The organism is Frigoribacterium sp. CFBP 8766 (assembly GCF_014841435.1).
Classification (GTDB): domain Bacteria; phylum Actinomycetota; class Actinomycetes; order Actinomycetales; family Microbacteriaceae; genus Frigoribacterium.
On record NZ_JACYTX010000002.1, the window covers coordinates 815,306 to 828,854 of the forward strand.

Annotated in this window: 10 protein-coding genes; 4 read left to right on the plus strand and 6 right to left on the minus strand. The window is 72.9% G+C overall.

What is annotated here, in order from left to right; all coding sequences use genetic code 11:
• Positions 1-267 precede the first annotated feature (267 nt).
• A complete protein-coding gene (locus tag IFT90_RS09575; RefSeq protein ID WP_371812209.1) occupies positions 268-2,268 on the plus strand; it encodes an alpha-1,4-glucan--maltose-1-phosphate maltosyltransferase in 2,001 nt (666 codons plus the stop codon).
• A gap of 458 nt (positions 2,269-2,726) precedes the next feature.
• Positions 2,727-4,934, plus strand: a complete 2,208-nt coding sequence (gene glgB / locus IFT90_RS09580) for a 1,4-alpha-glucan branching protein GlgB (RefSeq protein ID WP_192042348.1) — start codon at positions 2,727-2,729, stop codon at positions 4,932-4,934.
• Positions 4,935-5,019: 85 nt separating this feature from the next.
• Here the strand turns inward: glgB and IFT90_RS09585 are convergent, their stop codons facing one another.
• Complete coding sequence (locus tag IFT90_RS09585) at positions 5,020-6,006, minus strand: tetratricopeptide repeat protein (RefSeq protein WP_192041972.1); 987 nt, start codon at positions 6,004-6,006, stop codon at positions 5,020-5,022.
• Positions 6,003-7,805, minus strand: coding sequence for a hypothetical protein (locus IFT90_RS09590; protein WP_192041973.1), 1,803 nt, complete (start codon positions 7,803-7,805; stop codon positions 6,003-6,005). The genes IFT90_RS09585 and IFT90_RS09590 overlap by 4 nt, the downstream gene beginning before the upstream one ends.
• 247 nt (positions 7,806-8,052) lie before the next feature.
• Between IFT90_RS09590 and IFT90_RS09595 the strand changes: the two genes are divergently transcribed.
• The gene (locus IFT90_RS09595; protein WP_192041974.1) at positions 8,053-9,804 is read left to right on the plus strand and encodes a hypothetical protein; all 1,752 of its coding nucleotides are present in this window, start codon (positions 8,053-8,055) and stop codon (positions 9,802-9,804) included.
• 55 nt (positions 9,805-9,859) lie between these two features.
• On the plus strand, positions 9,860-10,918 hold the full coding sequence (locus tag IFT90_RS09600; RefSeq protein ID WP_192041975.1) for an AI-2E family transporter: 1,059 nt from the start codon (positions 9,860-9,862) through the stop codon (positions 10,916-10,918).
• Between the two features lie 40 nt (positions 10,919-10,958).
• Here the strand turns inward: IFT90_RS09600 and IFT90_RS09605 are convergent, their stop codons facing one another.
• The 4 genes from IFT90_RS09605 to IFT90_RS09620 form a co-directional block, all read right to left on the minus strand.
• Positions 10,959-11,723, minus strand: coding sequence for an alpha/beta hydrolase (locus tag IFT90_RS09605; RefSeq protein ID WP_192041976.1), 765 nt, complete (start codon positions 11,721-11,723; stop codon positions 10,959-10,961).
• Positions 11,720-12,037, minus strand: coding sequence for a hypothetical protein (locus tag IFT90_RS09610; protein ID WP_192041977.1), 318 nt, complete (start codon positions 12,035-12,037; stop codon positions 11,720-11,722). The genes IFT90_RS09605 and IFT90_RS09610 overlap by 4 nt, the downstream gene beginning before the upstream one ends.
• Positions 12,038-12,073: 36 nt before the next feature.
• On the minus strand, positions 12,074-12,874 hold the full coding sequence (locus IFT90_RS16920) for a lytic transglycosylase domain-containing protein (RefSeq protein WP_244644842.1): 801 nt from the start codon (positions 12,872-12,874) through the stop codon (positions 12,074-12,076).
• A 95-nt stretch (positions 12,875-12,969) separates the two neighbouring features.
• Positions 12,970-13,533, minus strand: a complete 564-nt coding sequence (locus tag IFT90_RS09620) for a DivIVA domain-containing protein (protein WP_371812210.1) — start codon at positions 13,531-13,533, stop codon at positions 12,970-12,972.
• Positions 13,534-13,549: the final 16 nt, after the last annotated feature.

A 13,549-nucleotide genomic window follows, 5' to 3' on the forward strand; every position in this document is an offset into this window, starting at 1 on the left:
GCAGGACGGTGCCCGTCGTGCTGACGAGCGTGTCGAGGGCGCCGGGCTCTCGGGGCGGATCGCACCCCGGGCGGGCAGGCCGCGTCGACAGATCCGACTGTACTGGTCCCCCGGATGGCGGACAAGACAATTCGATGCGATCGCATCCACCCAGTTGAGGGGCCAGCGGGTTCGTCGCAGGCTGGGCGTCGCACTCCACCCGGCCGTCGCCCGCCGTCCCCGGGGGAGGCGGTACGCCGGGCCTCGAGACCGGGTAGCGTCGCCCCCGTGGCGACAGCATACGAACCCAGAGTCGGGCGGATCCCCGTCACGGCGCTCTCCCCGACCACCCCCGACCGGGACTTCCCGACGAAGGCCTTCGCCGGAGAGGTCGTGCCCTTCGGCGCGACCGTCTTCCGCGAGGGGCACGACGTCGTCGGAGCCGACCTGGTCCTGACCGACCCCTCCGGGTCCGAGTCCCGGCACCCGCTCGTCGCGGGCCTGCCCGGCACCGACCGCTGGACGACGGAGGTGCAGCTCGAGACGGAGGGCGACTGGACCTGGCAGGTCGAGGCGTACACCGACGACTGGGCGACCTGGCTGCACACCGCCGAGATCAAGGTCCCGGCCGAGCTGGACGTCGAGGTCACCTTCGCGCTCGGCAGCCGCCTCCTCGCCGCCGCCGCCCCCGGCTACCCCGACACGACCCTCGTGCGGGACGCGGCGAAGGCCCTCGCCAACGAGGCGCTCTCGCCCGGCTCGCGCCTCCGCGTCGCGACCGACGCGCGCCTCGCCGCCGTCTTCGCCGCGAAGCCGATGGCCAGCTTGGTCACGCGCAGCGCCCCGGAGGAGCTGCGCGTCGAGCGCAGCCGCGCCGCGGTCGGCAGCTGGTACGAGTTCTTCCCCCGCAGCGAGGGTGCCAAGAAGCTGCCCGACGGCACCTGGAAGAGCGGGACGTTCCGCACCGCCGCCCGCCGGCTCCCCGCGATCTCGCGGATGGGCTTCGACGTGCTCTACATCCCGCCCGTGCACCCCATCGGCACGACGTTCCGCAAGGGGCCGAACAACACGCTCACGGCCGGGCCGAACGACCCGGGCTCGCCCTACGCCATCGGTTCGCCCGACGGCGGCCACGACGCGGTGCACCCCGACCTCGGCACGCTCGCCGACTTCCGCTGGTTCGTCGACACCGCCAAGAACACGGGCCTCGAGCTGGCGCTCGACCTGGCCCTGCAGTGCTCGCCCGACCACCCGTGGGTCACCGAGCACCCCGAGTGGTTCACGACGCTGCCCGACGGCACGATCGCCTACGCCGAGAACCCGCCGAAGAAGTACCAGGACATCTACCCCCTGAACTTCGACAACGACTACGAGGGCGTCAGCCGCGAGGTGCTCCGCATCGTGCGGCACTGGATCGAGCTCGGCGTCACGATCTTCCGCGTCGACAACCCGCACACGAAGCCGGTCCGCTTCTGGGAGTGGCTGCTGCACGAGGTGCGGCAGACGAACCCCGAGGTGGTGTTCCTCTCCGAGGCGTTCACCAAGCCGGCCATGATGCAGGCGCTCGCCCGCGTCGGCTTCCACCAGTCGTACACGTACTTCACCTGGCGCAACGAGAAGTGGGAGCTCGAGGAGTACCTCGACGAGCTGTCGAAGGAGACGAGCGCCTGGCTGCGCCCGAACCTGTTCGTCAACACCCACGACATCCTCACTCCCTACCTGCAGTACGGCGGTCGCCCGGCGTACAAGGTGCGGGCCGCGATCGCCGCGACGGCGTCGCCGACCTGGGGTGTGTACTCGGGCTACGAGCTCTTCGAGGACGTCGCCCGCCCGGGCTCGGAAGAGAACATCGACAACGAGAAGTACGAGTACAAGCCGCGCGACTGGGCCGGTGCGGAGGCGGAGGGCGCGACCCTCGCCCCCTACCTGACCCAGCTCAACCGCATCCGCAGCTCGCACCCGGCCCTCCGCCAGCTCCGCAACCTCGACCTGCACTCGAGCGACGACGACGCCGTCCTCGTCTACTCGAAGTACCTGTCGCGAGCCCACACGCGCAGCGGCCGGGCCGACGCCATCATCGTCGTCGCCAACGTCGACCCCCACTCGGCCCGCGAGACCACCGTGCACCTCGACGTGACGAAGTTCGGGCTCGCCCCCGGCGGCACGTACACGGTGCGCGACCTCATCACCGGCCAGTCGTGGACCTGGGGCGACGACAACTACGTGCGCCTCGACGCCTTCGTCGAGCCCGTGCACGTGCTGTCCGTCGACCTCACCCGAGCGCCGTAGGAAGGCGACCCACCATGAGCATCTTCTCCCGCCACGGCTCCTCCCGAGACGACGACCGTCCCGAGCCCGTCAAGCCCGAGCCTGCAGCGGCTGAGCCCGTCGCACCCGAGGCCGTGGCTGCCCAGCCGGTCACGCCTGAGCCCGCGGCCGCCGAGCCCGTCGCACCTGAGCCCGTCGCCGCCGAGCCGGTCACCTCGGTGCCCGACGAGAACGACCCCCCCGTCACGGCGGAGTCCCCGCTCCCCGCCGAGGAGCCGGCAGAGCCCGACGAGCTGTCCATGAGCGACGAGCTCGACGAGCCGTCCACCGCGGACGACCCCGACGAGCCGTCGGACCCGGCGGAGGCCGACGAGCCGCTCCTGGCCTCCCCCGTCCCCGCCCCGGTCCCGACCGAGGAACGCCCCGTCCTCGACCTCGGACCGGCGACCCCGGCCGAGCCGGCCGGTGCGCGTCCGGCCATGCACGAGGACCCGACTCCTCCCGACGTGCGCCGCGAGCCCACGGCGTCGACCCCGCAGCTCCCCGCCCTCGACGACGCCGAGGTGCTGGCCGCGGCCGAGGGCCGCCACGCCCACCCGCACGCGGTCCTCGGCGAGCACACCGTCGACGGGGTCACGGTCGTGCGCGTCGTCCGTCCGCTGGCCGACTCCGTCAGCGTGACGGGCGCCTCCGGCGAGGTCGTGGTCCTCGAGCACCACGCGCACGGGCTGTGGCAGGGCGTCGCCCCGGCGCCGCTCGGCGGCTACCAGGTGACGGCCGAGTACGAAGGAGGCGCCCCCTGGGTCGCCGACGACCCGTACCGGTTCTCCCCCACCGTCGGCGACCTCGACCTCTACCTCTTCGGCGAGGGCCGTCACGAGCAGCTCTGGACCGTGCTCGGCAGCCACGTGCGCGAGCACGAGGGCGTCCACGGCACCTCCTTCGCCGTCTGGGCCCCGCACGCACAGGCGGTGCGCGTCGTCGGCGACCTCAACGGCTGGTGGGGCGACCGGCACGCGATGCGTCGTCTCGACGACAACGGCGTGTGGGAACTCTTCGTGCCCGGCGTCGACCAGGGCTCGTACAAGTACCAGATCCTCACGCCCGACGGCGAGTGGGTCGAGCGGGCCGACCCGATGGCACGACGCGCCGAGGTGCCCCCGGCCACCGCCTCCGTCATCACCGAGGCCGGTCACGACTGGGGCGACGACGCCTGGCTCGAGCGCCGAGCGGCGAGCGACCAGCACGCCGGCCCGATGAGCGTCTACGAGCTGCACGTCGGCTCGTGGAGGCCCGGCCTCGGGTTCCGCGAGCTGGCCGACCCGCTGGTCGACTACGTCACCGCGCTCGGCTTCACGCACGTCGAGTTCATGCCGCTCGCCCAGCATCCGTTCGGCGGCTCGTGGGGCTACCAGGTCACCGGCTACTACGCGCCGCAGAGCACCTGGGGCTCCCCCGACGACCTGCGCTACCTGATCGACCGGCTGCACCAGGCCGGCATCGGCGTGATCGTCGACTGGGTTCCCGGCCACTTCCCGAAGGACGAGTGGGCCCTCGGCCGCTTCGACGGCCGCAGCGTCTACGAGCACTCCGACCCGCGCCGTGGCGAGCAGCCCGACTGGGGAACCTACGTCTTCAACTTCGGCGACTCGCAGGTGCGGAACTTCCTGGTCGCGAACGCGCTGTACTGGTTCGAGGAGTTCCACGTCGACGGCCTCCGGGTCGACGCCGTCGCCTCGATGCTCTACCTCGACTACAGCCGCAACGACGGCGAGTGGCTGCCGAACGAGCACGGGGGCCGCGAGGCCACCGAGGCGATCTCGTTCCTGCAGGAGACCAACGCCACGGCCTATCGTCGCCACCCCGGCATCGTGATGATCGCCGAGGAGTCGACCAGCTGGCCGGGCGTCTCGCGACCCACCAGCGAGGGCGGCCTCGGCTTCGGCCTCAAGTGGAACATGGGCTGGATGCACGACACCCTCGACTACGTCGAGAAGGACCCGCTGTACCGCTCGTACCACCACGGCGAGATCACCTTCTCGTTCCACTACGCGTGGAGCGAGAACTTCATGCTGCCGATCAGCCACGACGAGGTCGTCTACGGCAAGGGCTCGCTGTTCGAGAAGATGCCCGGCGACGACTGGCAGAAGCGCGCGAACCTCCGCGCGTACCTCGCCTACATGTGGGGGCACCCCGGCAAGCAGCTGCTCTTCATGGGGTCCGAGTTCGGCCAGCCGACGGAGTGGAGCCAGGAGCTCGGCCTCGACTGGTCGGTGCTCGACCGGCCGCAGCACCAGCAGGTCTTCGACCTCGTCAGCCGCCTGAACCAGGTCTACACGTCCGAGAGCGCGCTCTGGGCCCACGACTTCGACACCGAGGGCTTCGAGTGGATCGACGGCGGCGCGGGCGAGCAGAGCGTGGTCGCGTTCCTCCGGAAGTCGGGCTCGGGCGACTCGCTCGCCGTGCTGGCGAACTTCTCCGGCCAGCCGCAGCGCATGCGCTTCGGTCTGCCGGAGGCCGGCACGTGGGACGAGGTGCTGAACACCGACGCGACGATCTACGGCGGCTCGGGCGTCGGGAACTTCGGCGCCGTCACGGCCGTCGACAGCCCGTGGGCCGGGCGTCCCGCCTCCGCGGACGTCCAGCTGCCGCCGCTCGGCGTCGTCTGGCTGAAGCTCCGCCGCTGAGCAGTCACGCCGCTCCTCCCCCGGGGCGACATGCACGAAGGGCCCCGACGACCTGGTCGTCGGGGCCCTTCGTGCACGCTGCGGATCAGTACAGCAGCATCGTCAACCGACGCCGGGCGGCGGCGACGCGGGGGTCGTCCAGGCCGACGATCTCGAAGTAGTCGAGGAGGCGGGTGCGGGCTGCGTCCTTGCCGGCCGCGTCGAGCGACGGGAAGACCGTCAGCACGCGGTCGAAGGCGTCGTCGACGTGGCCACCGCTGACGTCGAGGTCGGCGACCGCCAGCTGGGCGTCGACGTCGGTCGGAGCCGCAGCGGCCGCGCCGCGGACGTCGGCGATCGTCACGCCCTGCAGGCGGGCGATCAGCGACACCTGGGCGAGGCCCGCGACGGCCAGCTGGTCGCGCGGGTCCTGCGCGATGGCCGTGCGGTAGGCGGTGATCGCCGCGTCGTAGTCGCCCCGGTCGATGGCGTCGTAGGCGTCCTGGTGGTGCGGCGGCAGGGGCTCGGGCTCGGGTTCGGGCGTCTCGCCGTCCGCGGAGGCCGCGGCGCCGTCGACCACGGCCGTCCCGGTGACGCCGTTCTGGGCGGCCAGCTCGAGCACCTGCTCGAACACGTCGCGCACCTGGGCCTCGGGCAACGCGCCCACGAACAGCTGTACGGGCCGACCGCCGATGACGGCCGCCACCGCGGGGATCGACTGCGCCTGGAACGCCTCGGTCAGCTGGGGGTTCGCGTCGACGTCGACCTTGACGAGCAGCAGGCGGCCGGCGTACTCGGCCACGAGCTTGTCGAGGACGGGCGAGAGCTGCTTGCACGGCCCGCACCACTCGGCCCAGAGGTCGACGATCACGGGGACCGTGTTGCTCAGCTCGAGCACCTGGGAGAAGGTCGCGTCGGTCGCGTCGACGACGAGCGCGGGGACCGCGACGGCGGCGCCCGGGGCGCCGGCGGGCTGGCCGGGTGCCGTCGGCTGCGCAGGAGCGCCGGCGGCGGACGGTGCGGGCCGGTTGACGAGGGACGACAGGTCGACTGCCCCTCGGAGGCCGGCGGGGACGGGGGGAAGGCCGGTCACGGCAGCTCCTTCGCTTGGATGAGTGCCTGGCTGAAGCCGAGCAGGACGATCTTGTCGTCGCTGCCCACGGGAGGCACCTGGAACAACAACTGGACACCGTAGGTCGCCTCGATGCCCTTCTTGGACGTGTCGAGGCCGAGCAGGGACTTGACGACGCCCTGCGGCTCGACGCTCGCGCCCTCGGCGGTCGGCTTGACCGTCTCGACCTCGTTCAGCGCCACCGAGACGAGCGCCCCGGCGTCGTTCGTCGCGAAGGCCACCGCGTCGTCCTCGACGGGGGACGACGAGAACTCGATGGAGGCGGTGGTCGGCAGGGCCGTCCGCTTCGCGTCCTTGTAGGCCTTGCCGATCTTGTCCCGCAGCGTGTCGCCCTCGCCCTGGAACTGCGGTGCCCACTGGCTCTCGTCCCCGTTGCGGAGGATGTCGCCGTAGGCCTCGGCGAGCTGGTCCGGCCGCAGGGTGAGGAGCTTGACGTCCGGTGCGAGCCTCGCGGCCCCGATGGTGGCGGGCGCGACGGTCGGCAGGGTGGCCTGCGCCTCCAGCGACTGGGCGTACTCGACCTTGTACGGGTCGCGAGCCGTCTCCTGGAGCAGAGTCAGGGCGACGGGCGCCTTCGTCGCGTCGGCGTCCTGGACGACCGTGAAGAGGGTGCGCGGCCACGTGTCGGACTGCTGGGGCAGCGTGAGGGTGACGTCGCCGGCGGGGATGGCCAGGGGGCCGGCGGCCGCGGCGTCCTTCGCCCGGATGACGTAGTCGGCCTGGCGCTGCTGGAGGGCGGGACCGGTGAACCGCGTCTCGGCCAGCGCGGCGTCGAGCGCACCGTCCGCCTGCGCCGCCACCGCCGCGATGCGCTCGACGATCCGCTCGGCCTGGGCGACCGTCACGACCGGGGGCTGCACGCTCGGGGCGTCGTCCTCGGCGTCGGCGCCGTCGGTCGGGGTGGCTGTCGGGGTCGCCGTCGCGGACGAGCTCGCGCCCTCGGCGGGGGCCGGCCAGTAGTCCGCGGAGCAGCCGGCGAGGGCCAGGGACCCGACGAGGAGGACGGGCACGACGGCGACCGACCGACGCGTCCGGCCTCGACGCGTGCCGGACGACGCCGAGGCGTCGATCGACTCGGGGGTCCCCGCCTTGAGCGCGCGGCGGCGGGACGGCCGGGAGAGCTTCGGGCGCGAGCCGTCGCTGGAGGTGCGGCGGGGGCCGCGGGTCCGGCGGTGGTGCACGATCGCCCAGATGTACAGCAGCACGCCGATCAGGAGCGTGACCAGTCCGCCGACGATCAGGGGGCCGGCGGTCGGGGTCGCCGTCGAGAGGGGCCAGGTGACCGCGACGTCGGCCGGGGCGGGCTCGGTCCCGTCGGAGACGACGACGAGGGACACGTCGTCGGGCGCGTCGAGGGAGAAGGTCAGGGGGCTGCCGCTGTACTGGTCGTACCAGAGGTCGGAGTCGGCCGGGTCGGGCACCGTCGTCTCGTCGCCGGCGACGGTGCGGGTCGTCAGCTCGCCCGCGTCCGCGTCCCACTCGACGAGGTTGTAGTCGGCGTCGCCGACCCAGCCGAGCACGTCGGAGGTGCGGCCGGTGGCCGCGAACACCGTGTCGGCTCCGTCGATCGAGACGGTCTGGCGGCCGTCGTGCCCGTGCAGGGCGCTGGCGGGGACGACGGTGACGGTCGCCTCGGAGGAGCTGGTCGACACCGAGGACGAGACGCTCGACGGAGGCGCGAACACCGTGCGCTGGGCGAACCCGAGGGCCACCATCAGCGCCGCGAGCACGACGACGACGACAGCGATGATGAAACGCACGTTGTTTTCTCCCTCCGTGCCGCCATCCCGGTCGGGTGGGAGCGCCGCGGCAGACGCCGTCGGAGCTCGCGCGGGCCTGGCCGGGAGGCCGGGCACGGCGGCGGGTATTTAAGACGGCTCAGCGTATCCGACCAGCCTGAGTGCCGCACCCCGGCCTTCCTCGGGGACCGTCACGCCCTCCTCCGGCCGCTAAAATCGTCGCGCCGGGCACGTGAGCAGTGTCCGCCACGGACGCGAGGGAGACACAGTGGCTGCTGACGACACGGAATTCGGGACCGAGCTGCGCGGCTACCGCAAGGACGACGTCGACGCGGCCCTCGGGGACCTCCGTCGCGAGCTGATCAAGGCCAACGCCGACCGTGCCGAGATGGCAGGGTCCGTCAAGCAGCTGCAGACGCGCCTCGACGACCTGCAGACGGAGCTCGAGGAGGCCGGCACGCCCACCTACGCCGGGCTGGGCAGCAAGCTCGAGCAGACCCTCCGGCTCGCGGAGGAGCAGGCGACCGCCCTCGTCAGCAAGGCCGACATCGACTCCGAGGAGCTCCGCACCTCGTCGACGAGCGAGGCACGCCGGGTGCTCTCCGACGCCCGGGAGCGCGCCGACGCCCTCCTCGAGGACGCCCGGGGCCGGGCCGCCGCCCAGGTCGCCGAGAGCACCGGCGAGGCCGACCGCATGGTGGCCAGGGCGCGCGGCGAGGCGCGTTCGCTGCTGCAGGAGGCCCAGCGCGACTCCTCCGCCATGCGGGGCGCCGCGGCCACCGAGTCGGCCGAGAACGTCAGCACGGCACGGCACGAGGTCGCCGCCCTGCACGCGACGGCCGAGCGCGAGGTCGCCGAGCTGCGGGCCCAGGTCGAGCGCGAGGTCGCCGACGCCCGGGACGGCGCCGCGGCGCTGGCACGGGACACCGAGCTGGCACGAGCCGAGTTCGTCGCCGAGGACGAGCGCGTGCGCGCCGACCTCGCCCGCGAGTCCGAGACGGTCCGCGCCGAGCTGGCGCGCCTCGACGAGACCACCCGCGCCGACCTCGAGCTCGAGGTGGCCACCCGACGGGACGACCTCGCCCGGGAGGTCGAGGCCGCCCGTGCCGAGCTCGACGACGACGTCGACACCGGCCGTGCGGAGCTCGCGGAGCACGTCGCGGTCACCAGGGCAGAGCTCGACGCGGACGTCGCGCAGACGCGCGCCGCCCTGGAGCGCGAGGTCGAGGAGGCGCGCCTCGCGGCGAGGAGGGAGGTCGAGTCCGCCAGGGCCGACCTCGAGCACGAGCTGACGACGGCTCGAGACGCCCTCTCCGCCGAGGTCGCCGCCACCCACGAGCGCCTCGAGCGCGAGGTGCAGCAGCAGCGGGACCGGCTCGAGCGCGAGGCGGGCGAGGCGCGGGCCGTCGTCGAGGCCGAGACGGTCAACGCGAGGGCCGACCTCGACGCCGAGGTGGCCGAGAGCCAGGCGCAGCTGGTCGACGACGAGGAGGCGCAGCGCGTGCGCCTCGCGGCCGAGGTCGCGACCCAGCAGGCGAGGCTCGTCGCCGACCGCGAGACCGCCGTCGCCGAGCTCGCCCGGGAGCTCGAGGAGCGCCGCAGCGACGCGGAGGTGGAGCTGCGCACCCGACGCGACGAGGCCGAGCGTGAGCTGGTGCAGCGGCACCACGCCGCGGTGGCCGAGACGCAGGGCTACCTCGACGACGCTGCGGGGCAGCTCGAGGAGGCGCGTCAGCGCGCCGTCGAGACCCGACGCGAGGCGGACGAGCTGGAGCGCACGTCGCACGAGCACGCCCGCACGGTCCGGTCCGAGGCGGACGCCACGGCGCACGACGTCCTCACGAACGCGGAGCAGCGCGCCGCGAGCCTGGTCGACGACGCCGAGCGCCGGTCCGCCGAGCTCACGGACGACGCCGAGCGCCGGCTCGCCGAGATCCGGGAGGAACGCGACGCCGTCGCGGGGTACCTCGAGAACCTGCGCGCCGTGTTGGCCCCGCAGGCACAGGGTGCGTCAGAGTAGGCAGTCGGTGGCGTCGGGCTGAACGGCGCACCGGTCGTCGACAGGAGCTGCCCGCGTGAAGATCCACGATCCGTTCCGCCTCGGGCTGCTGGCGGGCCTCGGCGTCATCGCCGCCCTCGTCATCGGGGGCGCCCTCAGCGAGCTGTCGACGATCCTCACCTACGTGGGCGCCGCGATCTTCATCGCCCTGGGCCTCGACCCGGTCGTGTCCTGGCTCGAGAACCGCTCGGTGCCGCGCTGGCTCGCGATCGTCGTCGTCTTCACGGTCGCGATCGGCGCCTTCGTCGGCGTGGTCTTCGCGATCGTGCCCGTCATCGTCAGCCAGGCGACGACGCTGATCACGAGCCTCGTCACGTACCTGCAGAGCGTCACCACGCAGGAGTTCGTCGACAACCTCCAGGCGCTGGTGCCCCAGAACTTCTTCGACGTCCAGCAGGCGCTCGACTCGGTCCTCGACTTCCTCACGAACCCCGACAACGTCGTCACCATCGGCGGCGGCGTGCTGGCCGTGGGCGTGGCCATCGGCAACGGGGTCTTCGCCACGGTCGTCGTGGTCATCCTCGTGCTCTACTTCACCTCGTCGATCAACACCTTCAAGGCCGGCATCTACCAGCTCGTCCCCGCCTCCAAGCGCGTGCGGTTCGCCGACATCGCCGAGCAGATCAGCCAGTCGGTGGGCCGGTACGTGATCGGCCAGTTCACGCTCGCCGCCATCAACGGCGTCCTCAGCTTCGTGTTCCTCAGCTCCATCGGGGCGCAGCAGCCGGCGGTCTTCGCCTTCATCGCGTTCCTCGGCTCGATCATCCCGCTCGTCGGCACCATCAGCGGGTCGGCCATCATCGTGCTCGCGCAGATCGTGCTGCTGCCGGACTCCCCCGCGACCTGGGTCACCGCCGCCATCTGGTACCTCGTCTACATGCAGGTCGAGGCCTACGTCCTCAGCCCTCGCATCATGCGCCGTGCGGTCAAGGTCCCGGGGGTCGTCGTCGTCATCGCCGCGCTCACCGGCGGCACCCTGCTGGGCGTGCTCGGGGCGCTGATCGCCATCCCGGTCGCCGCCTCGATACTCCTGATCATCCGGCAGGTCGTGGTGCCCCGGCAGGACGCGCGCTGAGGGCAGGACCCGCCGCGGACGAGCCGTCGGCGGGGCTCCCCTAGGAGGCGCCCTGCTCGCCCTCCGAGGGAGGCCACGTGGTCGGCAGCGGGAGCGCACCGGGCGCCACGCGCCGCACGATCTCGTCGAGCACCCTCGACGTCTGCTTCTCGCCCACCCAGAGGTGCTTGCCGCCCTCGACCGCGACGACCTCGGCGCGGGGCACGGCGGCGAACCGTGCCCGCGCCTCCTCGGGCTGCAGGTAGTCGTCGTGCTCGGGGACGACGGCGACGATCGGCACCTCGGAGTCGTTCCAGGCGGCGAGCTCGGCGTCCGTCGTGCGGTGCAGGGGCGGGGAGAGCAGGAGGAGCCCCGCGACGTCGACCCCGCGGCCGTGCTTGAGCGCGACCTCGGTGCCGAACGACCAGCCGAGCAGCCACGGCGTGGGCAGGCCGGCGCCCTGGACGAGGGCGACGGCCGCCCTCAGGTCGGCAGCCTCGGCCTCGCCCTCTCCGAACGCCCCCTCGGAACGCCCCCGGGGCGACGAGACGCCGCGGAAGTTGAAGCGGAGGACGGCGACGTCGGCCAGCGCCGGCAGCCGGGCCGCGGCCTTCCTGATCACGTGCGAGTCCATGAATCCGCCGGCGGTGGGCAGGGGGTGCAGCGTGACGAGGGCGGCGACCGGGTCGCGGTCGAGCGGCAGCGCGAGCTCGCCCACCAGGGTGAGCCCGTCCGCTGTGCGGAGCTCGACGTCGGAGCGGCGGGCCGGGAGCTCGACGCCGCCGCGGACGTCCACGGGAGAGGCCGAGGCAGAGGGCAGGGTCATGAGATCCTCCAGCAGTGGGTGTGCCAGTGTCGGCGCGAGGCGAGGTCGTCCTGCTCGCCGAACAGCCCGTCGGCACGCCAGACGACGAGGTGGGGCGTGCCCGGGGAGACCGTCAGGGCACAGCCAGGGCAGGTGTACTCCTTGACCGCCGAGGAGGCGGACACCGACTGCACGACGAACTCACGCCCGCGTCGCGTCTCGGTCCGTGGACCGCCGAAGAGGGAGCGCGCGAGATCACGCTCGTCGCGGACTTCTTCTGCACGGTTCCGCTCCGCTCGGTCGCGCGGACGACGCGGGCGGTTGCTGCGGGGCATGACGTCCAGCGTAGCCGGACGGCCAGCGGCCTGGGCTCAGTACCAGCCGACGGACTGCGAGTGGCCCCACGCACCGCACGGCGTCGCGTAGCGACCCTGGATGTAGCCGAGGCCCCAGGTGATCTGCGTGGCAGGGTTCGTCTGCCAGTCAGCACCGGCCGAGGCCATCTTGCTGCCCGGCAGGGCCTGCGGGATGCCGTGCGCCCCGCTGGACTTGTTGTGGGCGTTGATGTTCCAGCCCGATTCCTTCTGCCACAACGAGACCAGGCAGTCGTACTCGCCGGTGCCCCAGCCGCGAGCGGCCACCATCTCGGCGGCGATGGCCTTGGCTGTGCCCGGGTCAGGAACGCCCGCCACGGGCGCGGCACCCGACGACGACGACTTCTTCGCGCTGCCCAACCACGAGGCGGAGGCAACGGGCTCGTCCGTGGAGGCCTCCTCGACGACCGGCGCGGGGGGCGGCGGCGGAGGCGGCGGGAGGGTGACGCCGTACTGGTCGCGGTCAGCAGCCAGGACGACGCCGGCACCCACGACGAACGACTGGCCCGGTGCCACCAACGCGGCGGCGCCTCCTACGCTCGTCGTCGCCGCCTCGGCACCTGACAGCGGGTTCACGAGAGACGCGGACAGGAAGGCGAAGGTCGCGGCGAAGCCGACCAGCGGCAACGCGTAGCGGCGTCCGACCGAGGCACGAGGCGCAGGGGCCGGCGGTGACGCAGGAGGCGCGACGAGCGAGGCGGGGACGCGTCGCCTCTCGATCGTGCGGGGTCGACTGACGACCAGCCGCTGCTCCGAGAGAGAGTGGCCCGTGGTCGCGTTCGCTGAGTGCCTGCCCATGAGTCCGTCCAGGGTAACGGATCCGTCACGGATCGGCCAGGGCCCTCCCGGGCGCGTCGTGGACGGGCAGGTCGCCGAGCCGCGCGGGACCTCCGTCAGCGGACGGCGAGCATGACGTCGACCACGGCGTCGAGGAGCACGTCCACCTGGGCCTCACGGTACCCCCCGCGCCGGGCGCGGAAGACCGCTCCCCGGACGTCGTCGATGCTGAGGGCCTTGCCGTCGCTGAAGTAGCCCTGCAGTCGCCGTGCCAGACGGTCCACGTCCTTCGGGTGGTAGCCGACGGTCAGCACGCTCACACGGTCGAACCGGTGGCCCACCGGGCGGTCGAGCCTTGCCACGATCTCCTCGGCCGCGCTGCGCGCCTCGCCGTACCAGCCCTCGTCGCCCGCGGCGGTCACCGCCCGGTCACGCTCGCGGCTCGCGAAGGCGTCCTCCAGGCGCTCGAGCGCCTGGTCGACGTGCGCCGGGGAGTAGCCGCCCTTCCGCATCGCGAACGCGGTCCGGCGGATGCGAGCCGAGTCGACCGGCGACGCCGCCTCGGCACCGCCCGTGTAGGCGGCTCGAGCCTCGGCGAGGAACGCCTCGACCTCGGACACGTCGTAGCCGCGCTGGCCCTTGGGCACCGTGGGGAAAGTTGAGCTCACGCCGTCCATCATGCCGCATCGTCCTCGC